Source organism: Geodermatophilus aquaeductus, from assembly GCF_900182545.1.
Lineage (GTDB): Bacteria > Actinomycetota > Actinomycetes > Mycobacteriales > Geodermatophilaceae > Geodermatophilus > Geodermatophilus aquaeductus.
This window is the reverse complement of record NZ_FXTJ01000002.1, coordinates 550,256-573,484: the sequence shown is the minus strand read 5'-3', so window position 1 is coordinate 573,484 and position 23,229 is coordinate 550,256. Positions and strand designations below refer to the sequence as shown.

The window sequence follows — 23,229 nt, the reverse complement described above, 5'->3', positions numbered from 1 at the left end:
GCGGTGTTGCCGCTGATGATGTCCGAGTCCGCGCCCCTGCCGCTGTCCGTCCTCGAGCTGGCCACGGTCGGCACGGGGCAGTCCACCGCCGACGCCCTCGCCGCTACGACCCGCGTGGCGCAGGCCGCCGACCGGCTCGGCTACACCCGCATCTGGGTGGCCGAGCACCACAACATGCCGGCGGTGGCCAGCACCAACCCGCCGGTGCTCATCGCGCACCTGGCCGCGGTGACCGACCGCATCCGCGTCGGCTCGGGCGGCGTCATGCTGCCCAACCACGCCCCGCTCGTCGTCGCCGAGCAGTTCGCCCTGCTCGAGGCCCTGCACCCGGGCCGGATCGACCTCGGCATCGGCCGCGCGCCCGGCACCGACGCGCACACCGCGATCGCGCTGCGCCGCGACCCCGCGGCGCTCAGCGCCGACGACTTCCCGCAGCACCTCCTCGACCTGCTCGGGTTGCTCGGCGACCGGCGGGTCGAGGGCGGGCTGGCCGAGCACTTCTCCGCCACGCCGGCCCCGACGTCGGCGCCGGAGGTCGTGCTGCTGGGCTCCAGCGGCTTCTCCGCCCAGCTCGCCGGGGCGCTCGGGCTGCCCTTCGCCTTCGCCCACCACTTCGGCGGGCCGAACGTGCAGGCCGCCGTCGAGCTGTACCGGGAGTCCTTCCGCCCCTCCCCGGTGCTCCAGCGGCCCTGGACGGTCGTGACGGCGAACGTGCTCGCCGCCGACACCGAGGACGAGGCCCGCCGGCTCGCGCTGCCCGGCCAGCTCATGCGCCTGGCCATCCGCACCAACCGGCTGCGCCCCGTGCCCAGCCTCGAGGAGGCGCAGGTCGACCCCGAGCGGGCGGCCGCCGAGGGGATGCCGGGCAACGCCGTCGTCGGGGACCCGCCGCAGGTCGCCGACCGGCTGCGCGAGCTGGCCGCCGCCACCGGCGCCGACGAGCTGATGCTGTCGGCCTCCACCCACGGGGTGGCCGAGCGGGTGCGCAGCCTCGAGCTCGTCGCCGCCGCGTGGGGTCTGGCGCCGGCGGTCGCCGCGGCCTGAGCCGCCGGTCCTGGCTCACCACCGCGCGTCCTGGCTCACCGTCGACACTGAGCCAGGACGCAGCACGATCAGGTCACCTGATCGTGCTGCGGGCCGTCAGCGCCCCAGGCGGCGGTAGCGGTGCAGCCGGCTGCGGTGCCGCTCGGCGTCGTCGCGGCCGAGCAGCCCGGCCAGCTCCTCGCCGAGCACCCGCCCCAGCCGGCGGCAGAACTCGACCGGCTCGTCGGCGGCGTCGGGCCGCTCGGGCACCACGCGGTCGACGATCCCGGCCCGCCACAGGTCGGTGGCCCGCACGCCCTGCGCGGCGGCCATCTCCGCCGCCCGGTCGGTGGTGCGGTGCACGATCGCCGAGGCGCCCTCCGGCGGCAGCGGACCCAGCCAGCCGTTCGCCGCGGCCAGCACCCGGTCGGCCGGGACCAGCGCCAACGCCCCGCCGCCGGTGCCCTGGCCCAGCAGCACCGCCAGCGTCGGCGCCCTGAGCGTCACCAGGTCCTCCAGGCAGCGGGCGATCTCCGCGGCCAGCCCGCCCTCCTCGGCCTCGACCGACAGCGCCGCGCCCGGGGTGTCGATGAGCGTGACCAGCGGCAGGTGCAGCTCGGCGGCCAGGCGCATCCCGCGCCGGGCCTCGCGCAGCGCCGCCGGGCCCAGCGGCGCCGACATCGACTGCCCGCGCCGGTCCTGCCCGAGGACGACGCACGGCGCGCCGCCGAAGCGGGCCAGCGCCAGCAGCAGGCCCGGGTCCTTCTCGCCGGCGCCGGTGCCCGACAGTCCGACGACGTCGGTGGCCGCCGTCCGCAGCAGCCGCCGCACGCCCGGCCGGTCGCGCCGCCGCGAGGAGGTGACGACGTCCCACGCGCTGCGGCCGTCCTCGGGGTCGTCGGTCTCGGTGCCGTCGTCGGGGCGGGGCCGCTCGGCGTCGCGGACGTCGACGTGCCACGTCCGCCGGGCCGAGAGCACCGACAGGGCCCGGTCGGCGAGGTCGGCGACGTCCTCGTGCGGCACGACGGCGTCGATGAGCCCGAGCTCGGCGAGGTGGTCGGAGGTCTGCACGCCCGCCGGGAACGGCTCGCCGTAGAGCGCCTCGTACACCCGCGGGCCGAGGAAGCCGACCGCGGCGCCGGGCTCGGCGATCGTCACGTGCCCGGTCGACCCCCACGAGGCGAGCACGCCGCCGAAGGTGGGGTCGCGCAGGTAGACCAGGTAGGGCAGGCCCGCGGCCTTGTGCCGGGCGATCGCGGCGGTGATGCCGATCATCTGCAGGAAGGCGACCGTGCCCTCCTGCATGCGGGTGCCGCCCGACACCGGCGCGGCCAGCAGCGGCAACCCCTCGTCGGTGGCCCGCTCCACGGCCGACACCAGCCGCTCCGCCGTCGCCACCCCGATCGAGCCGGCCAGGAAGCCGAACTCCCCGGCGACGACGGCCACCCGCCGGCCACGCAGCGTGCCCTCACCGGTGACGACGGCCTCGTCCTGCCGGCTGCGCTCGGCCGCGGCGCGCAGGTCGGCGGCGTAGTCCGGGGCGACGTCGCGCGGGCCGACCGGGGCGTCCCAGCTGGTCCAGGAGCCGGGGTCGAGGACGAGGTCGCGCAGCGTCCGGGCGTCGAGCCGCCGGCTCACGCGGCCTCCTCGCTGGCGCTCGTCGGACCAGTGAGCCAGGCTGCTGTGCTGATCGGTGAGCTCGCGAGCTCGCTCACTGCCCCAGCCAGGCGCGGATCTCGGCGTCGGAGCCGCCCAGCACCGGGGGAGCGGCGTGCTCGCGGCGGGTCGTCTCGGTCTCGCCGTCGGGACCGGCGGCGAAGAAGCGCAGCGGCGGGCCGGGCAGCTGCAGCCGGCCCAGCGTGGCGTGCTCGACGTCGACCAGCAGCCCCTGCGACAGCGTCTGGTCCCAGCCGTAGACCTCGTCGATCGTGCGGACCTTGCCCGCCGGGACGCCGGCGGCGGCCAGCCGGGCGAGCAGCGTCTCGGCGTCGACGTCGGCGAAGGTGCGCTCGAGCAGCTCGATCACCTGCTGCCGGTTGCCCACGCGCTCGCCGTTGGTGGCCAGGCCCGGCGCCTCGGCGTCCAGGCCGAACTCGGCGCACAGCCGCCGCCACAGCCCCTCCGACCCGCAGGACAGCTGCACGCTGCCGCCCTTGCAGTGGAACAGGCCGTACGGCGCGATCGAGGGGTGGTGGTTGCCCTGCGCGCGGCCGACCTGCCCGCCCACCGTCCACGCCGTCCCCTGGAAGGCGTGCACGCCCACGACGGCGGCCAGCAGCGACGTGCGCACCACCTGGCCGCGGCCGGTCCGCTCCCGCTCGTGCAGCGCGGCGAGCACGCCGTAGGCGCCGTACATGCCGGCGAGCAGGTCGCCGATCGGGACGCCGACCCGCTGCGGGTCGTCCGGGCCCGGGCCGGTCAGCGACATCAGCCCGGCCTCGCCCTGCGCGATCTGGTCGTAGCCGGCCCGTCCGCCCTCGGGTCCGTCGTGGCCGAAGCCGCTGATCGACAGGGTCACCAGCCGGGGGTTGAGCTCGGCGAGGACGGCGGTGCCGAAGCCGAGGCGCTCCAGCGTCCCGGGGCGGAAGTTCTCCAGGAGCACGTCGGCGCGCCGGACCAGCTCGCGCAGCAGCTCCTTGTCGGCGTCGTCCTTCAGGTCGAGGGTGACCGACTCCTTGTTGCGGTTGGCCGACAGGAAGTACGTCGACTCCCGGTCGCCGGAGTCCGGCTGGACGAACGGCGGCCCCCAGCCGCGGGTGTCGTCCCCGCCGCCGGGGTTCTCCACCTTGATCACCCGGGCGCCGAGGTCGCCGAGCATCATCGCGGCGTGCGGCCCGGCGAGGGCGCGGGTCAGGTCGACGACGAGGATCCCGTCGAGCGGTCCGGTCATGGGTCCAGTCTCCCTGGTCCGGTCTAGAGCCAGCTCGGGACGACGACGAAGACCAGCCAGGCCAGGAGCGGTCCGGCGGTGACGACGATCCCGGAGTAGGCCAGGATCTGCTTGTAGAAGCGGTCCCTGTCCACGTCCTGCGCGTTGGCCAGCACCAGCGCGCCGTTCGTCGAGAACGGGCTCACGTCGACGATGGTCGAGGACACGGACAGGGCGACCACCACGCCCACGGCCCCGATGTCCCCGGCCTGGAGGAAGGGCACGGCCAGCGCGATGGCCACGGCGATGATCGCGACGGACGACGCGAACGCCGACACCACCGCGCCGATGTAGCAGAGCAGCAGGGCCACGAGCAGCGGCGCGCCGATCCCGGTGACCGCCTCGCCGACGTACTCGATCGTGCCCGCTTCCTGCAGCACGAAGACGAAGGTGAGCACGCCGGCGATCAGCAGGATGGTGCTCCAGCTGATCTGGGTGACCGCTCCCTTGTGCTGCTGCGCGGAGAACAGCGCCAGGACGACGGCGACGGTGATCGAGACGAACCCGATGTCGAGGTCGAAGACGAGCGCCAGGACCGCGACGACCGCCAGACCGATCAGCGTGAGGATCTGCTCCAGGCGCACCGGCTGGGGGACGTCGGGGTGGATGTGCTCGTCGTCGTCGCCGCCGACCCCCGGACCCGGGGCGGCACCGTGGCCCCGGACCAGGGTGCCGTGGGAGTGCTCGACGTGCTCGAGGGGCGCGGCCGCCACCTTCCGCCCCAGCAGCTTCCGGCCGCCCAGCACGAAGAACAGCACCAGGGCGATCGCCAGGTTGAAGAAGAGGCTGCCGAGGAAGACCTGGATCGAGCTGTCCGGCAGGCCGGCCTCCTCCACGATGTCGTTCACCGTGACGCCGTAGACGCTGATGGGGGAGAAGCCGCCCCCCTGGGCGCCGTGGATGACCATCATGCCCATCAGCAGCGGGCTGATCCCGTGCCTCGCAGCGAAGGTGAGCGCGATCGGCGCGATGATCGCGACCGCGGCGGGGGAGAGGGCGCCGATCGCCGTCAGCGCCGCGGTGACGAAGAACATGATCCAGGGGATGGCCGCGACGTGGCCGCCGACGAGCCGGACCGCCCCCCGCACCAGCAGGTCGACCGTCCCGTTGTTCTGCGCGATCGCGAACAGGTAGGTGACCCCGATGAGGGTCAGGACCAGTTCCGAGGGGAAGCCCGCGAGGATCTCGTCGGTCGTCAACCCGACCGAGAGCGTCCCGACGACGAAGGCCGCGACGAAGGCCAGCGCCCCCATGTTGATCGGCAGGAACGTGGCGATCGCGAAGATCACGACCAGCGCGAGGATGGTGACGATCTCGGGGGACACCAGCGGGCTCCTCTCGTCGGCGTCGACGGGCCCGCCCACCGTGTCACCTACCGGCGGGTAGTTCCTGCCAGCCGCCGGACGGGGTGACGACGGCGGTCACCGGGCGGTCGTGCTCGAGGGCCGGCAGCCGGTTGACGAACTCGTCGTCGAAGACCAGCGCCACGACGACGGCGCCCGGCCGGGCGTGCAGCAGGGCGCGGTCGTAGTACCCGCCGCCGCGGCCCAGCCGGATGCCCTGGGCGTCGACGGCCAGCGCCGGCACGATCACGACGTCGGCCGTGCCGATCGCCGTCGGGCCCAGCCGCGGGCCGACCGGCTCCGGCAGCCCGAAGCGGCCCGGCGCCAGCCGGCCGGTGTCGACCGCCCAGCGCAGCTCGGCGCCGGAGTCGGGGACGACCGGCAGGAGCACCCGCGCGCCGAGCTGGGTGAAGGCGGCCGGCAGCCGGCCGTGGCCGGGCTCGGTGTCGTCGGGGGCGAAGGCGGCCAGCACCCGGACCCGGGCCAGGCGCTGCAGCAGCGCGGAGGCGACCGCGGCGGCCGCGGCGGCCCGCTCGGCGGAGGACCGCGTGCGGCGGCGGGCGGTGAGTGCCTCGCGCAGCGCGGCCTTGGCGGGCTCGGCGCCCTGCGCGGAGGTCACCCTCGGAGGTTAGTGCTGGAGGTGGTGCCCGGCGGGCTCTGGCTAGGCTCCCCGACCATGTCGACCCCGACGCCGCGTGCGGCGCGCAAGGCCGTCATCCCCGTCGCGGGGATGGGGACGCGGTTCCTCCCCGCCACCAAGGCGGTGCCCAAGGAGCTGCTGCCCGTGGTGGACCGCCCGGCGCTGCAGTACATCGTCGAGGAGGCCGCCCGCGCCGGTCTCGCCGAGGTGCTCATGGTCACCGGCCGCAACAAGGCCGCCATCGAGGACTTCTTCGACCGCACCCCCGAGCTCGAGACGGCGCTGGAGAAGAAGGGCGACGCCGGCCGGCTGGCCGCCGTCCAGGAGTCCACCGACGTCGCCCAGGTGCACTTCGTGCGGCAGGGCGAGGCCCGGGGCCTGGGCCACGCGGTCCTGCAGGCCGCGGCCTTCGTCGGCGACGAGCCCTTCGCCGTCCTCCTCGGCGACGACCTGATCGACGCCCGCGACCACCTGCTCGAGCAGATGCTCGCCGTCCAGGCCGAGCACGGCGGATCGGTGATCGCGCTGCTCGACGTCGGCCGGGAGAACATCGACAAGTACGGCGCGGTCGCGATCCAGGAGGACACGCAGCAGGGCGTCGTGACGATCACCGGTCTGGTCGAGAAGCCGCCGGTCGACGAGGCGCCGAGCAGCCTGGCGATCATCGGCCGCTACGTGCTCGCCCCCGAGGTCTTCGCGGTGCTCCGCGAGACCGCGCCCGGCCGCGGCGGGGAGATCCAGCTGACCGACGCGCTGGCCACGCTGGTCGAGCGGGGGCACCCGCTGCACGGCGTGGTCTTCGACGGCCGCCGCTACGACACCGGCGACAAGCTCGACTACCTCAAGGCGGTCATCCGGCTGGCCTCCGAGCGCGAGGACCTCGGCCCCGCGCTGCGCTCCTGGCTGACGGAGTTCGTGGCCGACCTGCCCGCCGAGGGCGCGTCGCAGGCCTGAGGCGCTCCCCGCAGGGGGGACGATCACAGCGATGAGCGAGAACGGCACGCACGGCGGACGGGACACGACGGCGCTGGACCTCCGCAGCGGGGCCACCCTGGACCCGCCGACGTCCCCGCGGCTGCCGGTGCACGCCACCGCCGCGATCGACCGCGGCGCGGCCCTCCCGCCGCCGCCGGCCCCGGAGCCCGAGACGCCGGTGCTGCGCACGGTGGAGACGCACCTCGACGAGATCCTCGCCGCGGTCCCGCAGCCGGAGCCGATCGAGCTCGCCGTCCTCGACGCCCAGGGCCTGCTGTGCGCCGAGGAGGTGGTCAGCGCCCGCGCGCTGCCGGCCTTCGACCAGGCCGCGCTCGACGGCTACGCCGCCCGGGCCGAGGACGTCGCCGCGGCCACGCCCGACGCGCCCGTCGAGCTCGCCGTCGTGGGGGAGACCGTCGCGGGGGCGGCCGGCCCGACGGCGCTGGCGCCCGGCCTCGCGCAGAAGGTGAGCGCCGGGGCGATGCTGCCGGCCGGCGCCGACGTCGTCGTCCCGGCCGTGTGGACCGACCGCGGCGTGGTGCGGGTGCAGGTCCACGGCGGGCCGGAGGCCGGCGGCTACGTGCGCCGCGCCGGGGACGACGTCTCGCCCGGCACCGTCGCCGTCCGCCTGGGCACCCCGATCGGGCCGGCGCAGATCAGCCTGCTGGCCGCCGTCGGCCGCGACCGCGTGCAGGTCCGGCCCCGGCCGCGGGTCGCGGTGCTCTCCGCCGGCACCGAGCTGGTCGACATCACCGCGCAGCCCACGCCCGGGCAGGTCGTCGACGTCAACACCTACGCGCTGGCCGCCGCCGCCCGCGACGCCGGCGCGGCCGCCTACCGGTGGGGGATCCTGCCCACCGAGCGCCGCCGGCTGACCGAGGTGCTGGAGAGCCAGCTGCTGCGCAGCGACCTGGTCCTGATCGCCGGCACGTTCGCCACCGACGGCGACATGGTGCAGGAGGTGCTCGCCGAGCTCGGGCCGATGCGCTTCCGTCAGGTGACGATGCACCCCGGACCCGTCCAGGGCTTCGGCCGGCTGGGCCGCGACGAGGTCCCGGTCATCTGCGTGCCCGGCGAGCCGGTGGCCGCGCTGGTGTCCTTCGAGGTCTTCGTGCGCCCGGCGATCCGCTCGATGCTGGGCAAGCGCCAGCTGTTCCGCCGCACCGTGCAGGCGATCAGCGCCGAGCGGCTGGTCTCGCCGCTGGGCTACCGGCAGTACCTGCACGGCCAGGTCATGCGCCACCCCGACGGCGGCTACGTCGTCGAGCCGCTCGGCGACGGCGACGAGGCGATGCTGGCGCGCATGGCGCGGGCCAACTGCCTGATCGTCGTCGACGAGGACGTCACGGAGGTCGCCGAGGGCGGGCTCGTGACGGTCATGCCCCTGCTGCTGGGCGGCTGAGCTGGACCCGGTGCAGCACCCGGGCTGGCCGGCCCGGCTGGCGTACGGACCGGTCGAGCTCGCCCCGCTGCGACGCGGCGACGCCGCCGAGTGGAGCCGGCTGCGGCTGGCCAACGAGTCCTGGCTGCGGCCGTGGGAGCCATCGGCCGGGGTGGCCTGGTCGGTCCGGCACACGCCGGCGGCCTACCGCGTGATGCGCCGCTCGGTCGCCCGCCGGGCGCGGGCCGGGACGTCGATGCCCTTCGCCGTCCGCGTCGAGGGCCGGCTGGCCGGGCAGGTGACGGTGGACAACATCGTCCGCGGCGCCCTGCGGTCGGGGTCGCTGGGCTACTGGATCGACCGGTCGGTGGCCGGGCGCGGGATGGCGTCGCTGGCGGTGGCCCTCGTCTGCGACCACGCCTTCGGCCCCGGCGGACTGCACCGGCTGCAGGCCGACATCCGCCCGGAGAACGGGCCCAGCCAGCGCCTCGTCGAGCGGCTCGGGTTCACCCGCGAGGGACTGCTGCGCCGCTACCTCGACATCGACGGCGACTGGCGCGACCACCTGTCCTACGCGCTGCTGGCCGAGGACTCCCCGCGCGGCGTGGTCGCCGTCTGGGCCTCGCGCGCGCCCCGCCACTAGCACGCGCACGCCCGGTGTCCGTTCGACTCCATGTCGACACGCCGCTGCCGCGGCCACTCCCGTCACACGACACTCGCGCGACACGCCGCGCGCCTCCCTCGATGTGGGCAGCGACCTGCATAACCTCCCGCGGCAAGTGACTCGTGTGACGGGTGGTGTTCTCGATGGGGTCAGGCGTCCTGCTGGCCGCGCTGGTCGTGCTGTGGTTCGTCGTGCTGGTGCCGATGGTGGTGACCCGCGGCGACGCCTCGGCGACCCGCGCGGAGGTCACTCCGGGCCGGACGCTGCAGCGCCGGCGGGGGAGTGACCCGGTCCGCTCGGCCGAGACGGAGCGCGTCGCGGTCGACCGCGAGTTCCTCCGGCAGACCGGCGAGCTGCGGATCGACGTGCACGCCGTCCGGCGGCGCACGCTCGCCGGGCTGGTGGCGCTCACGCTGCTGGCGCTGGTCGGCGCGCTGACCCTCACGCCGTGGCTGTGGGTGGCCCAGGGGCTGCTCGACGTCGCGCTGGTCGGCTACCTGGTGGTCCTGCGCGCCGCGGCCCGCCGCGAGCGCGCCGCCGCCCGCCGTGCCGCCCGTGCCGCCGCCCGGCCCGTGCCCCGGCCGGCGCCCCGCGTGGCCGAGCCGATGGTGGCCGGGCCGATCGAGGCGCCGGTCCTCACCGAGGAGCCGGTGCACCCGACCGTCGGCCTGCCGCACCCGAGCCTGCCGCTGGCGCCGGTGCACCCGCTGCGCCCGGCCCGCGTGGTCGCCGCCCGCCCGGTGCCCGCCGGCTGGCAGGACAGCGCCGTCGTCGGCCTGGACGACGACGACATCGGGTTCGCCGACATCGACCTCTACCAGCCGCGGGTGGTCAACGGCTGAGAGCACCGAGACCCTCGGGTGCCACCCCCGCCGGTGGCACCCGGGGGCGCGGGCGGTAGTCTTTCCCCCGCAGTCAGGGGCTGTAGCGCAGTCCGGTAGCGCACCTCGTTCGCATCGAGGGGGTCAGGGGTTCGAATCCCCTCAGCTCCACCCAGACGCACGACACCGACGCCGTCGGGGCACCCGCCCCGGCGGCGTCCGTCGTTCCCGGGGCCGGTGGGTGGGCCGTCTTCGACAGCGACGGCGGCCGGACTTCGTCATCCCGCCTGCCGGGGACGCGCCGTCGCGGCTCCTAGCGTCCTGCGCATGGCAGGGGAGGAGCACCGGGTCGCCTCCCTGGCGCACCCCCAGCCGGCGGAGCTGCACCTCGACGGCGCCTGGCTCCCGGCCGGGGTGCTCGGCTGGCGGCACGACGGGGCCGGCCGCTGCCGGGTGCGGGTCCGGGTAGACGTCGCCGGTGCGCCGCGCGTGGTCTGGGTGCCGCTCGAGCTGCTGCGGCTGCCCGGGCCGGAGGTGCCGGAGCGCCCGCCGGTGCACCGCGCCGCCGCGCCCGTCCCTCGCCCGCGTCCCGGTGCGGACGTGGGCGCCGGCCGCCGGGCCCCGGGACGGCGGCCGGAGACGTGGCGCGAGGACCACCCCTACGACGGGCTGATGGGCCGCGCGGAGTCCGAGGTGCAGGAGCTGCGGCTGCAGGTCGAGCTGCTCAAGCTGCAGCGCTGGGCGGGCGCGACCGGGCAGAGGGTGGCCGTCGTCCTCGAGGGGCGCGAGGCCGCGGGCACCGACGGCCTGGTCCGGACGGTCACCGAGCACCTGGACCCGCGCCGCACCCGCGTGGTGGCGCCGGGGAGCCCGTCGGCGCCGGTGCGGCCGTCCCTGGGCGCCCTGCCGGCCGCGGGGGAGCTCGTGCTGTTCGACCGGTCCTGGTACGGCCGGCCGGCGGTGGAGACCGGCACCGGCGACCTGCGTGCGGTGGCCGCGGCCGAGCAGCTGCTCGTGGCCGGCGGCCTGCGGCTGGTCAAGCTGTGGTTCTCCGTCACCCGCGGCGAGCAGCGCACCCGGCTGGCCCTGCGCCGCGACGGGTACCGGCTCACAACCGCCGACCTGGCCGTCCTCGACCGCTGGGACGCGCACACGGCCGCCGAGGAGACGGTCCTGGCCGCGACGCCGCCGTGGACCGTCGTCCGTGCCAACGACGAGCCGCGCGCCCGGCTCGAGGCGGTGCGGCACGTCCTGTCGGCGCTGGACTACGACGGCCGCCGCGACGACGTCGTCGGGACCCCCGACCCGCTGCTCGTGCGGGCGGCGTCCGCGCCGGTGCCGGTCACCTGACCCGGGCGCTCGCGTGCGCCGCGGTGACCTCGCTGTCGATCGCGGCTGGCGCGCCGCCGAACTCGTCGGCCACCTCGCCGGCGACGTCGTCGACCGGTCCGTGCGCGTCCCCGACCAGCCCGGCGTCGGCGGCGGCCAGCACCCGGTGGCCGGTGGCCAGCACGACGATGCCGAGGGCCACGGCGACGGCGCCGACGACGAACGGGACGTGGATGTCCCAGGTGTCGACCATCTTCCCGGCGACGAACGGCGCCAGCCCGCCGCCGATGAACCGCACGAAGCCGTAGGCGGCCGAGGCGACCGGGCGCTCCGCCGGCGAGACGAGCATGACCGCCTGCGTGGTGAGCGTGTTGTTGACCCCGACGACCATCCCCGACGCGACGACGCAGCTGATGAGCGCCCACCGGACGTCGGTGAACAGGCCGATGAGCAGCAGCAGGACGGCGAAGAAGCCGAGCGCGCCGTAGAGCGAGGGGGCGGTGCCGAAGCGGGCCTGCAGCCGGGGCGCGGCGACGACGGAGAAGACCGCGACCAGCAGCCCCCAGCCGAAGAACACCCAGCCGAGCTGCACCGCGCCGAGCTCCATCGGGTAGGGCGCGTAGCCCAGCATCGTGAAGAAGCCCCAGTTGTAGAGCACCGCGGTGATCGCCATCGTCAGCAGGCTGCGGTGCCGCAGGGCCTTCAGCGGGGCCGACAGCGGCGTCGTGACCGCGGGCTTCGGGACGTCGTCGAGCAGGACGACGGTGGCCAGCAGCGCGACCGCCATGAGCACCGCGACACCGAAGAACGGCCCGCGCCAGCTCACGTCACCGAGCAGGCCGCCGACCAGCGGGCCGGCCGCGATGCCCAGGCCGAGTGCGGCCTCGTAGAGCACGATCGCGCCGGCGAAGCCGCCGGTGGCCGAGGCGACGATGACCGCCAGCGAGGTGGCGATGAACAGCGCGTTGCCCAGGCCCCAGCCGGCGCGGAAGCCGACGATGCCGTCGATCGAGCCGGACAGCCCGGCCAGGGCGGAGAAGACGACGATGATCGCCAGGCCGGTGACCAGCGTCTTCTTGGCGCCGATGCGGCTCGAGACCCAGCCGGTGGCGAGCATCGCCACGGCGGTCACGACGAGGTAGCTGGTGAACAGCAGGCTGACCTGGCTGGGCGTGGCGTCGAGCTGCTCGGACAGCGCCGGCAGGATCGGGTCGACCAGGCCGATGCCCATGAAGCTGACGACGCAGGCGAAGGCGACGGCGTAGACCGCCTTCGGCTGCTTCCACGTGCTGGTTCCGGCGGCGGAGCTCACCGGGTCACCTCCGGGGTGCGAGGGGCGGGGGAGCGCCCTCGTCGGCGGCGAGGTGGGCCTCCAAGGGCGCACCGTCGGTTGTACTCCGCAACCATCTATCGGAGGAGCGGGCTCCTCAGAACCATGACGGGAACCACATGCGCAGCAGCCACTCCGCGTGCGAGAGCGGGCGCCCGGCGAGTACCGGGTAGAAGAACGCGAAGGTGCCGGCCACGACCGCGACGTAGCCGCTGACCGCGGCCAGCCCCGCGGAGCGCCGCCACGCGGGCGCCTCGGGTCGGCCGAGGACGTCCTGCAGCGCGAGCGTCACGGCGAGCACGAAGAACGGCAGCACCGGCGCCATGTAGAAGACGAACATCGTGCGCTCGGGGTTGAGGAACCAGGTGCCCCAGCCCGCGGTCACGGTGACGGCGACCAGCACGGCGGCGGGGTCGCGGCGGGCGACGATCCGCCACACGGTCCAGGCCAGCGCCGGGGCGAACGCCAGCCACAGCGTCGGCGTCCCGACCATGAGGATGTAGCGGATGACCTGGTCGCCCGCGGAGTCGGTGAGGCCCTGCGGGTTCCACAGCAGGATCGGCCGGCCGTTCACCAGCCAGGTCCACGGGCCGGACTCCCACGGGTGCGGCGTCGACAGGCCGTTGTGGAAGGTCCACCACTCGACGTGCATGTGCCACCACGACCGCAGCGCGTCGGGGATCCACGGGAAGGCGGTCTCGGGGTTGCGCTGCGCCCACCAGCGTCCCTGCGCCGTCTCCCCGAGGAACCACCCGGCGAAGCTGGCGAGGTAGGTCAGCACCGGGACGGCGGCCAGCGCCCACGTGGCGCCGGGCAGCCCGCGGCGCAGCGCGGTCGCCGTCGGGTTCGGGACGCCGGCCGCCCGCCAGGCCGCCCGGTCCCAGAACAGCGACAGGACGGCGCAGAACGCCAGGAAGTAGATCCCGCTCCACTTCACCGAGCAGGCGCAGCCGAAGAGGAGACCCGCGGCGATGCGCCAGCCACGCGGGCCGAGGCGGAAGCCGGTGGCCGGCACCGGTAGCGAGCCGCTGATGCGGGCGCGCACGCGGTCGCGGTCGACGACGAGGCAGGCGACCGCGCCGAGCACGAGGACCTGCAGGAAGACGTCGAGCAGGCCGATGCGGGAGACGGTGAACGCGAAGCCGTCGAGGGCCAGGAGCAGACCCGCGACCAGGCCGAGCAGCGTCGAGCCGGTCAGCCGCCGGGTCAGCCGGACGAGCAGGACGACGGCGATGGCGCCGGCCACCGCCGAGGGGAACCGCCAGCCGAGGCTGGTGTAGCCGAAGACCTGCTCGCCCGCGGCGATCAGCCACTTGCCCAGCGGCGGGTGGACGATGAACGTGTAGCCGCGGTTGTACTCGTGGCCCCAGACCAGCAGCTCGTGCGCCTCGGGCGGGTAGTACGCCTCGTCGAACAGCAGCGTGTCGGGGTAGGTGATGCCGACCAGGCGGCCGACCAGCGCCAGGACGCCGAGCACGGCGGCGAGCACCCACGACAGCAGCCGGTCGGTGGGCAGCGGGGGAGTGCGGTCCACCCGGGGCCGCGGCGCGGGCCAGCGGCGCGGCGGGCGGGCGGGGAGGTCCTCGGCCGGCGGCTCGGCGTCCGCGCGCTCGGGAGCCAGGACCGCCATGCGCCTCAGGGTATGTGGGACGGGCGGACCGCCCGGCGTGACAGGCTCGTCGCCGTGACGGGACGGCTCGTGCTCGGTGGCGCACCCCTCGGCCAGCCCGGCGACGTCGGCCCGCGGCTGCGGCAGGCGATGGCGTCGGCCGACGTCCTGGCCGTCGAGGACACCCGCCGGCTGCACCGGCTGGCCGCCGACCTCCAGGTGACGCTGACCGGGCGGGTGGTGACCTTCCACGAGTCGGTCGAGCGGCAGCGGCTGCCCGGGCTGATGACCGCGCTGTCCGACGGGGCGACCGTCCTGCTGCTCACCGACGCCGGCATGCCCTCGGTCTCCGACCCCGGGTACACGCTGGTGCGCGCGGCGATCGACGCCGGCGTCGATGTGACCTCGGTGCCCGGGCCGTCGGCGGTGGTCACCGCGCTCGCCGTCTCGGGGCTTCCCGTGGACCGGTTCTGCTTCGAGGGGTTCCTGCCGCGCAAGGGCGGTGAGCGGCGGTCCCGCCTGACCGCGCTGGCCGACGAGCGCCGCACGATGGTGTTCTTCGAGTCGCCGCACCGGCTGGCCGACGCCCTGGCCGACGCCGCCGCCGCGTTCGGGCCCGCGCGGGAGGCCGCCGTCTGCCGGGAGCTGACGAAGACGCACGAGGAGGTCCGGCGCGGGCCGCTGTCCTCGCTCGCGGAGTGGGCCGCCGACGGGGTCCGCGGTGAGATCACCCTCGTCGTGGCCGGGGCCTCCCCGGAGCCGGTGGAGCTCTCGCCCGCCGAGCTGGCCGCGCTCGTGGCGGGGGAGGAGGCGGCGGGCGCCACGCGCAAGGACGCGATCCGCGCCGTCGTCACCCGCACCGGCCTGTCCCGCCGCACCGTCTACGACGCCGTCGTCGCCGCCAAGGGCTGAGTCGCGGCGTCGCGCTCCGTGCACACCTCGTGCGTTACGGAGCGCTCGGCGGGCGATGTGTGCACATCACGCGGTCTGTGGACGCCGTCAGGCCTCGGGTCGGCTGATCCGCCGAGGGTGCGCGTGTGTCGACGACCGCCCTGCCCGACGTCCTCCGCCACCGCCTCTTCCGAGGCACCGACGTGGTGCGCCGGGGGCTGCTCACCCCGGCCCGCCTCCGCGGCCACTCCTGCCGGCGGCTCTTCCGCGACGTCTACGTCGATGCCCGGGTCCCTGACTCGCACCGGCTCCGAGCGCGGGCGGCGGCGGGTCTGCTGCTGCCGGGCGCCGTCGTGTCGGGCCTGAGCGCCGCGGTCCTGTGGGGCGTCGACCTCGCCGACGAACGGGACGACGTCGAACTGGTCCTCCCGCCGGGCTCGCACCCGCGCCGCGTCCCGGGCGTCCGGGTGCGCCGGCTGGCGGTGCCGCCCGGCGACGTGCAGGTCCTGGACGGTGTCCGCGTGCAGTCGGCTGCCGCGGCGGCGATCCGCGCGGCGGCGGTGCTGGACCCGGACGAGGCCGTGGTCGCCGTCGACCGCATGGTCGCCGCGGGGGTCGTCGCCCTCGACGAGGTGCGCGCACGGGCCGCCGTCCCCGGGCGGGCGTCGCCGCGCGTCCGCCGTGCCTGCTCCCGGGCCGACGGCCTCGCCGAGTCGCCGCAGGAGACGCGGCTGCGGCTGCTCGTCGTCGACGGCGGGCTCCCGGCACCCGTCGCCCAGTACGTCGTCACGCACGAGGGCCGTTTCGTCGCGCGGGTGGACCTCGCGTGGCCCGGGCTCCGGGTCGCCCTCGAGTACGACGGGGCCTGGCACGCCGAGCCCGGTCAGTTCGCCCGCGACCGGCGACGGCTCAACGCCCTGCAGGCGGCGGGGTGGACCGTCGTGTTCGTGACCGCCGCGGACCTGCACGACCCGGTCCGACTGATGGCGACGATCCGTGCCGCGCTCCGACGCTGACGAACTGTGCACGCAGCGCGGCCGCGGCGCCGCCCTCATCGCGCTGCGTGCACACAACGCGATGAGGGGCGGGCCTACAGCCAGCCGTTGCGCTTGAAGCCGCGGTACAGCAGGACGCAGGCGACGACGATCACCAGCAGCACCATCGGATAGCCCCAGCGCCACTGCAGCTCGGGCATGAACTCGAAGTTCATCCCGTAGATGCCGGCGATCGCGGTGGGGACGGCGATGATGCCCGCCCACGCCGAGATCTTGCGCATGTCCTCGTTGTCGGCCATCGACGTGCGCGCCAGCGAGGCCTGCAGGATCGACGACAGCAGCTCGTCGAGGCTGCCGACCTGGTCGCGCACCCGGATGGCGTGGTCGAGCACGTCGCGGAAGTACGAGCGCATCGGGTCGGGCACGCCGTCGATCTGCCGCTCGGCCAGCTTCTGCAGCGGCACCTCCAGCGGCGCCACCGCACGCCGCAGCGACATCAGCTCCCGCTTGAGCTGGTACAGCCGGCCGATGTCGTCGGTGCGCTCGGGGCTGAACACCGACGCCTCGAGCTCGTCGACGTCGTCCTGCACCTGCTCGGCGACGTCGACGAAGGAGTCGACGACGAGGTCGGACACCGCGTAGAGCACCGCGGCCGGACCGAGGCAGAGCAGGTCGCGCTGCTCCTCGAGCCGGTGGCGCAGCTCGGTCAGGTCGTTGTGGTCCCCGTGCCGGACGGTGATCACGTGGTGCGGGCCGACGAACACCATGACCTCGCCGGTGTCGACCACCTCGCTGGTCGCCGTCAGCTGCTCGTGCTCCACGTAGCGCGCGGTCTTGAGCACCATGAACAGGTCGGAGTCGTAGCGCTCGAGCTTGGGCCGCTGGTGGGCGTAGACGGCGTCCTCGACGGCCAGCGGGTGCAGCCCGTAGTGCTCGGCGATCGCGCCCAGCTCGGCCTCCGTCGGCTCGAACAGCCCGAGCCACACGAACCCGTCCCGCTCGACGGCGGCGGCCAGCGCCTCGGCCGGGTCGATGGGCGGCTCGCGGCGGCCCTGCACGTACACGGCGCAGTCGACGACGGCGTCGACACCCGGGGGCCGCGACGAGGCGGGACGCGGCGCGCCTGCCGGCCGGGGGTGCGTGGTGGGCACGAACGGCCCGGGACGGGGCCCGGGAGGCGCGTCCGCCCGCTGGTCGGTCACGGTGCGCCTCCTCCCGACCCGCCGCGGTGACGGGGGTGCCAGGAGCGTAGGCGTGCGGGACTCCGGCCCCCGTGCCACGCTGCCCGGAGGTACACCGCCGAGGAGGACGCTGTGACCGCGAGCACGCGCCGGGTGAAGTCGGTCGAGGACTCCATCCGTGACACCGAGGAGCCCGAGCACCGGCTCAAGAAGAACCTCTCCGGCCTCGACCTCGCCGTCTTCGGCGTCGGGGTGATCATCGGCACCGGCATCTTCGTGCTCACCGGCGAGGTGGCGAAGACGACGGCCGGGCCGGCGGTGGCCATCTCGTTCGTGATCGCCGGCGTCGTCTGCGGGCTGGCCGCGGTCTGCTACGCGGAGTTCGCCTCGACCGTGCCGGTGGCGGGCTCGGCCTACACGTTCTCCTACGCCACCCTCGGCGAGGTGGTCGCCTGGATCATCGGCTGGGACCTCGTCCTCGAGCTCGCCCTGGGCGCGGCCACGGTGTCGGTGGGTTGGTCGGGCTACCTCAACCAGCTGCTCGGCGACCTCGGCATCCCGCTGCCGACGTCGATCGCGGGGGAGACCGCGACGGTCAACATCCCGGCGATCGTCATCGCGCTGCTGATGACCGCCGTCCTGGTCCTCGGGATCAAGCTGTCCTCGCGCGTGACCAGCGTGATCGTGGCCATCAAGGTCGCCATCGTCCTGCTGGTCATCGTGCTCGGGTGCTTCTACCTGAACGCCGACAACTACACGCCCTTCGTGCCGCCCGCCGAGCCGGCCGCGGAGGGGGAGGGCGGCTGGCACGCCCCGCTCATCCAGCTCCTCGGGTTCACCCAGGGCAGCTTCGGCTGGGGCGGCGTGATCGCCGGCGCCTCCATCGTGTTCTTCGCCTTCATCGGCTTCGACATCGTCGCGACGGCGGCCGAGGAGACGAAGGACCCGCGCAAGGACCTGCCGCGCGGGATCATCGGCTCGCTCGTCGTCTGCACGCTGCTCTACGTCGCCGTCTCGCTGGTCGTCGTCGGCATGCAGCCCTACTCGGAGCTGTCCACCGAGGCGCCGCTGGCGGAGGCGTTCAGCAGCGTCGGGCTGTCCTTCGTCTCCAGCGTGATCTCCGTCGGTGCCCTGGCCGGTCTGACGTCGGTCGTCATGATCCTGATGCTCGGGCAGTCCCGGGTGCTGTTCGCGATGAGCCGCGACCACCTGCTGCCCCCGGGCATGGCCGTCGTCCACCCGCGCTACGGCACCCCGTACAAGATCACGATCGGCACGGGCATCGCCGTCGCGCTGCTCGCCGGCTTCCTGCCGCTGGGCACGCTGGCCGAGCTGGTCAACATCGGCACGCTGTTCGCCTTCGTGCTCGTCTCGATCGCCGTGATCGTGCTGCGGCGCACCCGGCCGGACCTGCACCGCTCCTTCCGCGTGCCGCTGGTGCCGTTCCTGCCGATCGCCTCTGCCCTGGCCTGCTTCTACCTGATGCTCAACCTCCCGGCCGACACCTGGGTGCGGTTCGCGGTGTGGATGGCGATCGGCATCGCCATCTACTACCTCTACGGCCGCAGGCACAGTCGGCTGTCCGGCGCGGAGGGCGAGGCCGCGGCCGAGCGCCTCGCCGCCGACCGGGAGGCCCGCCGCACCGTCCGCTGACCCCCCGGAGGGGTGAGGGCCCCTCCGCCGCGTCTCCAGCGCACCCGCGCGGGCGACGACCTGACCGGTGACTGACGTCCCCGGCCAGGAGCAGACCCGTGGCGACCAGCGTCCTCGACGCCCCCCTCCCCGTCCCCGCCCGCCGGTGGTGGCCGGCCCCGGTGCTCGCGCTGGCCGCGGTCTCCGGGCTGGAGGCCCTCGCGCTGCTGGCCGGCGGGCTCACCGGCCTCGACGGGCTGTTCACCGCCGCGCCGGGACCGTCGGTGCCCGTCGTGGTCACCGTGCTCGGCGGCCTGGCCGGCTGGGTCGTGCTCTGCGCGGGCAGCGGGATGGCGGCCCTGGAGGGCGGACGGCGGCTGGTCAACGGCCTCGCCTGCGCCGAGATCGCCGCCGTCGCCGTGCTGTTCGTCCTCGGCCTGGGAACGCCGGTGGTGGCCGACCTGCCGACGACGCTGCCGCTGCCGGCCGTCGCGCTGCTCGCCCTGGCCGTGCCGGTGGGCAAGCTGCTGCTGGCCTCGGCGCCGGCCACCCTGGCCTGGGCCGAGGCCGCCCCGCCGCGCGTGCGCACGGCCGCCCCGGCCCGCCACCCGCGGGTGCGCCTGGCCACCGTGGCGCTCATCGGCGTCGCCCTCGGGGCGCTGGCGGTCACCACCCCGGTCGGCGGCGAACTGCCGCCGGTGAGCAGCGTCTCCGGTCACTGACCCGGCGGGTGGCCACCCCTCACTACTCTCGTGCCGTGAGTGATCGGCACATCCTGACCGCCGTGGCCTGGCCCTACGCCAACGGCCCGCGGCACATCGGCCACGTCTCCGGCTTCGGCGTCCCCTCGGACGTCTTCAGCCGCTACCACCGCATGGCCGGGGACCGCGTCCTCATGGTCAGCGGCACCGACGAGCACGGCACCCCGATCACCGTCGCCGCCGACGCCGAGGGGGTGACCCCGCGGGAGATCGCCGACCGGAACAACCGGCTGATCGTCGGCGACCTGCAGGCCCTGGGGCTGAGCTACGACCTGTTCACCCGGACCACCACGGCCAACCACGCGCAGGTCAGCCAGGAGATCTTCCTCGGCCTGCTCAAGAACGGGTACGTCTTCCCGCAGACGACGCTCGGCGCGATCAGCCCGTCGACCGGCCGCACGCTGCCCGACCGCTACATCGAGGGCACCTGCCCGATCTGCGGGTACGACGGCGCCCGCGGCGACCAGTGCGACAACTGCGGCAACCAGCTCGACCCCACCGACCTGATCAACCCGGTCAGCCGGATCAACGGCGAGACGCCGCGCTTCGTCGAGAGCGAGCACTACTTCCTCGACCTGCCGGCCTTCACCCGCGCGCTGGGCGACTGGCTGGCGACGCGCAAGAGCTGGCGGCCCAACGTCCTCAACTTCAGCCGGAACCTGCTGGAGGACCTCAAGCCGCGCAGCTACACCCGCGACATCGACTGGGGCGTGCCGGTGCCGCTCGACGGCTGGCGCGACCGGCCCGACAAGCGCATCTACGTGTGGTTCGACGCCGTCGTCGGCTACCTGTCGGCCTCGATCGAGTGGGCCCGCCGCTCCGGGGACCCCGAGGCCTGGCGGCAGTGGTGGCAGACGCCGGACTCCGACGCCTACTACTTCATGGGCAAGGACAACATCGTCTTCCACGCCGAGATCTGGCCGGCGCAGCTGCTCGGCTACAACGGCGAGGGCGACCGCGGCGGCTCCCCGGGCTCCCTCGGCCGGCTCAACCTGCCCACCGAGGTGGTCTCCAGCGAGTTCCTGACGATGGAGGGGCGCAAGTTCTCCTCCTCGCGCCAGGTGGTCATCTACGTCCGCGACTTCCTCGCCCGCTACGACGCCGACGCGCTGCGCTACTTCGTCGCCGTCGCCGGGCCCGAGTCGCAGGACACCGACTTCACCTGGGCGGAGTTCCTCCGGCGCAACAACGACGAGCTCGTCGCCGGCTGGGGCAACCTGGTCAACCGCACGGTGTCGATGGCGGCCAAGAACGTCGGCGCCGTCCCGACGCCGGGGGAGCTCACCGACGCCGACCGCGCGCTGCTGCAGGCGACGTCGTCGGCGTTCACCCCGATCGGCGACCTGCTCGCCCGCAACCGGCAGAAGGCCGCGGCCACCGAGGCGATGCGGGTGGTCGGCGAGGCCAACAAGTACCTGTCCGACCAGGCGCCGTGGAAGCTCAAGGAGGACCCGGCCCGCCGGGACACCGTGCTGCACACCGCGCTGCAGGCCATCAGCGACTGCAACGCGCTGCTCACGCCGTTCCTCCCGCACTCCGCGCAGAAGGTGCACGAGCTGCTCGGCGGCACCGGCGTGTGGTCGCCGGCGCCGCAGATCGAGGAGGTCACCGACCTCGACGACGGCTCGCCCTACCCGGTCATCACCGGCGACTACGACGCCGCGCAGGCGGTGTGGGCCTCCCGGCAGCTGCAGCCGGGCACGCCGCTGTCCCCGCCCACCCCGGTGTTCCGGAAGCTCGACGACTCCGTCGTCGAGGAGGAGCTGGCGCGGCTGGAAGGCGCGTGAGCCGGTCGGCCGGGTCGCGCGCGAACAGGCGGGGGGAGCCGCCGCCGTCGCCGGAGCCGCTCCCGGCGCCGGCGGTCGACAGCCACACCCACCTCGACATCGTCCTGAACGGCTTCCGCAGCGAGGAGCCCGCCGACGAGTCAGCGGTGGACGCCGAGATCGAGGCCGCGGCCGCCGTCGGGATCCCGCGGCTGGTGCAGGTCGGCGTCGACGTGCCCTCCTCGCGGTGGTCGGCGGAGCTGGCGGCCCGGCACCCGAACGTGCTGGCCGCCGTCGCCGTCCACCCCAACGAGGCCGGCGAGGGCGCGGCCGACGACGACGCGCTGGCCGAGATCGACCGGCTGGCGGCGCTGCCGCGGGTCCGCGCGGTGGGGGAGACCGGGCTGGACCGCTACCGCACTGGCCCGGAGGGCTGGGCGGCGCAGGAGGCGTCCTTCCGGGCGCACATCCGGATCGCCAAGGAGCACGGCGTGGCGCTGGTCGTCCACGACCGCGACGCGCACGAGGAGATCCTGCGGGTCCTCGACGACGAGGGGGCGCCGGAGCACACGGTGTTCCACTGCTTCTCCGGCGACGCCGCGTTCGCCACCGCCTGCGTCGAGCGCGGGCACGTGCTCTCCTTCGCCGGCACGCTGACCTTCGGCAACGCCGGCTACCTGCGGGAGGCGGCGGCGCGCACGCCGCTGGACCAGCTGCTCGTCGAGACCGACTCGCCCTTCCTCACCCCGGTCCCGCACCGCGGCCGGCCCAACGCCTCGCGGCTGGTGCCGCACACAGTCCGGGCGCTGGCGGAGGTCACCGGCGTCGAGGTGGACCGGCTCTGCGACGCGCTGACCCGCAACGCCGAGCGGGTGTTCGGCCGGTGGGGGACCGACCCCACCGGCTGAGCACCCAGGAGAGGCACACTGGTCTGCGTGGGTCGCCTCATCGCCGTCGTGCTGTTCATCGCCGTCCTGGTGCCCGGCGTGCTGCTCGCCCGCGCGTGGGCCCTGGCGGCCGGCCGCCGTGCCGTCGCGTCGGCGGCCGTGGAGTTCGCGACCCCCACGGCCGCGGGCCTGGCCACGCTGCAGCGCCAGGCGCAGCACGGCCGCCGCGTCCGGCGGCTCGGGCTGCTGCTGGGCCTCGTGGGGATCGCCGCCAGCGTCGTGATGTTCGCCGAGGCGTCGGTGTTCCTCTGGCTCCCGGCCCTCCTGGTCGGCCTGCTCGCCGGGGTCGTCCTCGCCGAGGCCACGCGCCCGCGGCCGCGCTGGCGGCTGTCGGACCCGGTCCGCCGGCCGCGCCGCAGCGAACAGGTCTCCCTGTGGCTGCTGTGGACCACCCGCGCGGTCGTCGTCGCGGAGGTCGCCGTGGCGGTCGTGATGTGGCAGCGCGGGGACCTCGGCGACACCGTCGGCTGGGTCGCCGTGGCCGTTCCGCTCGTGGCCTGGCTGCTGGCCGAGACCGCCCTGCTGCGTGCCCTTCTCCGGCCGCTGCCCGCCGAGGGCGCCGACGTGCCCGTCGACGAGGCGCTGCGCACGTGGACCGCGCACCTGGTCACCGCGGCCACGAGCGTGCTGGCCCTGCTGCCCCTGGGCACCCTGCTGCTGGCCGCCGGCATCGACCTCGGCGACCGCGTGACCCAGGGCGTCGACCTGCTCCCGGTGGCGCTGGTGGCCGGCGGCTTCGCCGCGCTCGCCGCGGGGCTGGCCGTGGCCGCGTTCCTCGTCACCTGGCTGCGCCCGGTGCGGACGGACGAGCGGGCACTCGCCGGCTGAACCGGGCCCGGTGCCCCGTCGCGGCACCGGTCACACCGTGACGTCGCTCACCGGCTGACCTCACGCACCGCATCCGTCCCACCCGTCACACTCGGCGCGTTCCTCACTGACCGTGTCGGCGCGGCTCCATGTCGACGTGTCGTCCCCCTGCTTCACTCCGTGCGCACAGTTGCCACACGCACCG

General features: G+C 75.1%; 20 protein-coding genes and 1 tRNA gene. 14 read left to right on the top strand and 7 right to left on the bottom strand.

What is annotated here, in order from left to right; genetic code table 11:
* Positions 1 to 3: 3 nt before the first annotated feature.
* Positions 4 to 1,044, top strand: coding sequence for an LLM class flavin-dependent oxidoreductase (locus tag FN207_RS07835; RefSeq protein WP_246065861.1), 1,041 nt, complete (start codon positions 4 to 6; stop codon positions 1,042 to 1,044).
* A gap of 96 nt (positions 1,045 to 1,140) precedes the next feature.
* Here the strand turns inward: FN207_RS07835 and FN207_RS07830 are convergent, their stop codons facing one another.
* The 4 genes from FN207_RS07830 to FN207_RS07815 all read right to left on the bottom strand — a co-directional run bounded on the left by FN207_RS07830 (position 1,141) and on the right by FN207_RS07815 (position 5,914).
* On the bottom strand, positions 1,141 to 2,661 hold the full coding sequence (locus FN207_RS07830) for a carboxyl transferase domain-containing protein (RefSeq protein ID WP_142457789.1): 1,521 nt from the start codon (positions 2,659 to 2,661) through the stop codon (positions 1,141 to 1,143).
* Positions 2,662 to 2,734: 73 nt separating this feature from the next.
* Positions 2,735 to 3,913 carry a CaiB/BaiF CoA transferase family protein gene (locus FN207_RS07825; protein WP_142457787.1) on the bottom strand — a complete coding sequence of 393 codons (1,179 nt, stop codon included), beginning with the start codon at positions 3,911 to 3,913 and terminating at the stop codon, positions 2,735 to 2,737.
* 23 nt (positions 3,914 to 3,936) lie between these two features.
* Positions 3,937 to 5,316 carry an SLC13 family permease gene (locus FN207_RS07820; protein WP_246065859.1) on the bottom strand — a complete coding sequence of 460 codons (1,380 nt, stop codon included), beginning with the start codon at positions 5,314 to 5,316 and terminating at the stop codon, positions 3,937 to 3,939.
* A gap of 4 nt (positions 5,317 to 5,320) precedes the next feature.
* A complete protein-coding gene (locus FN207_RS07815; RefSeq protein WP_142457786.1) occupies positions 5,321 to 5,914 on the bottom strand; it encodes a 5-formyltetrahydrofolate cyclo-ligase in 594 nt (197 codons plus the stop codon).
* 57 nt (positions 5,915 to 5,971) lie between these two features.
* On the opposite strand from FN207_RS07815, the gene galU reads away from it, so the two are divergent.
* The 6 genes from galU (at position 5,972) to FN207_RS07785 (ending at position 11,126) form a co-directional block, all read left to right on the top strand.
* Positions 5,972 to 6,889 carry a UTP--glucose-1-phosphate uridylyltransferase GalU gene (gene galU, locus FN207_RS07810; RefSeq protein WP_142457784.1) on the top strand — a complete coding sequence of 306 codons (918 nt, stop codon included), beginning with the start codon at positions 5,972 to 5,974 and terminating at the stop codon, positions 6,887 to 6,889.
* Positions 6,890 to 6,920: 31 nt separating this feature from the next.
* Entirely contained in the window at positions 6,921 to 8,312 is a 1,392-nt protein-coding gene (glp, locus tag FN207_RS07805) for a molybdotransferase-like divisome protein Glp (protein WP_185938241.1), read from the top strand.
* 10 nt (positions 8,313 to 8,322) lie between these two features.
* Positions 8,323 to 8,934, top strand: coding sequence for a GNAT family N-acetyltransferase (locus FN207_RS07800; protein WP_246065858.1), 612 nt, complete (start codon positions 8,323 to 8,325; stop codon positions 8,932 to 8,934).
* Between the two features lie 164 nt (positions 8,935 to 9,098).
* Complete coding sequence (gene sepX, locus FN207_RS07795) at positions 9,099 to 9,797, top strand: divisome protein SepX/GlpR (RefSeq protein WP_142457780.1); 699 nt, start codon at positions 9,099 to 9,101, stop codon at positions 9,795 to 9,797.
* A 76-nt stretch (positions 9,798 to 9,873) separates the two neighbouring features.
* Positions 9,874 to 9,947: transfer RNA gene (locus FN207_RS07790), tRNA-Ala, on the top strand.
* Between the two features lie 156 nt (positions 9,948 to 10,103).
* Positions 10,104 to 11,126 carry a polyphosphate kinase 2 family protein gene (locus FN207_RS07785; protein ID WP_142457779.1) on the top strand — a complete coding sequence of 341 codons (1,023 nt, stop codon included), beginning with the start codon at positions 10,104 to 10,106 and terminating at the stop codon, positions 11,124 to 11,126.
* Here the strand turns inward: FN207_RS07785 and FN207_RS07780 are convergent.
* Both FN207_RS07780 and FN207_RS07775 read right to left on the bottom strand, forming a co-directional pair.
* Positions 11,119 to 12,417, bottom strand: coding sequence for an MFS transporter (locus tag FN207_RS07780; RefSeq protein WP_142457777.1), 1,299 nt, complete (start codon positions 12,415 to 12,417; stop codon positions 11,119 to 11,121). The genes FN207_RS07785 and FN207_RS07780 overlap by 8 nt on opposite strands.
* Before the next feature lie 115 nt (positions 12,418 to 12,532).
* Positions 12,533 to 14,065 (bottom strand): dolichyl-phosphate-mannose--protein mannosyltransferase, encoded by a 1,533-nt coding sequence (locus tag FN207_RS07775; protein WP_142457775.1) that lies wholly within the window; start codon positions 14,063 to 14,065, stop codon positions 12,533 to 12,535.
* A gap of 54 nt (positions 14,066 to 14,119) precedes the next feature.
* Between FN207_RS07775 and rsmI the strand changes: the two genes are divergently transcribed.
* A complete protein-coding gene (rsmI, locus tag FN207_RS07770; protein WP_142457774.1) occupies positions 14,120 to 14,956 on the top strand; it encodes a 16S rRNA (cytidine(1402)-2'-O)-methyltransferase in 837 nt (278 codons plus the stop codon).
* A 125-nt stretch (positions 14,957 to 15,081) separates the two neighbouring features.
* Entirely contained in the window at positions 15,082 to 15,951 is an 870-nt protein-coding gene (locus FN207_RS07765; protein WP_142457772.1) for an endonuclease domain-containing protein, read from the top strand.
* Positions 15,952 to 16,025: 74 nt separating this feature from the next.
* On the opposite strand, the gene corA is transcribed toward FN207_RS07765, so the two are convergent.
* Positions 16,026 to 17,132, bottom strand: coding sequence for a magnesium/cobalt transporter CorA (gene corA, locus FN207_RS07760; RefSeq protein WP_221888092.1), 1,107 nt, complete (start codon positions 17,130 to 17,132; stop codon positions 16,026 to 16,028).
* A 111-nt stretch (positions 17,133 to 17,243) separates the two neighbouring features.
* On the opposite strand from corA, the gene FN207_RS07755 reads away from it, so the two are divergent.
* From FN207_RS07755 to FN207_RS07735, 5 genes are all read left to right on the top strand, one after another.
* The gene (locus FN207_RS07755; protein WP_142457770.1) at positions 17,244 to 18,764 is read left to right on the top strand and encodes an amino acid permease; all 1,521 of its coding nucleotides are present in this window, start codon (positions 17,244 to 17,246) and stop codon (positions 18,762 to 18,764) included.
* A 98-nt stretch (positions 18,765 to 18,862) separates the two neighbouring features.
* On the top strand, positions 18,863 to 19,465 hold the full coding sequence (locus FN207_RS07750) for a hypothetical protein (protein ID WP_142457768.1): 603 nt from the start codon (positions 18,863 to 18,865) through the stop codon (positions 19,463 to 19,465).
* A 35-nt stretch (positions 19,466 to 19,500) separates the two neighbouring features.
* Positions 19,501 to 21,291 (top strand): methionine--tRNA ligase, encoded by a 1,791-nt coding sequence (metG, locus tag FN207_RS07745; RefSeq protein ID WP_142457766.1) that lies wholly within the window; start codon positions 19,501 to 19,503, stop codon positions 21,289 to 21,291.
* The gene (locus tag FN207_RS07740; RefSeq protein ID WP_142457764.1) at positions 21,288 to 22,178 is read left to right on the top strand and encodes a TatD family hydrolase; all 891 of its coding nucleotides are present in this window, start codon (positions 21,288 to 21,290) and stop codon (positions 22,176 to 22,178) included. Before metG ends, FN207_RS07740 begins: the two co-directional genes overlap by 4 nt.
* 27 nt (positions 22,179 to 22,205) lie before the next feature.
* On the top strand, positions 22,206 to 23,045 hold the full coding sequence (locus FN207_RS07735; protein ID WP_142457763.1) for a hypothetical protein: 840 nt from the start codon (positions 22,206 to 22,208) through the stop codon (positions 23,043 to 23,045).
* The last annotated feature ends 184 nt before the right edge of the window (positions 23,046 to 23,229 follow it).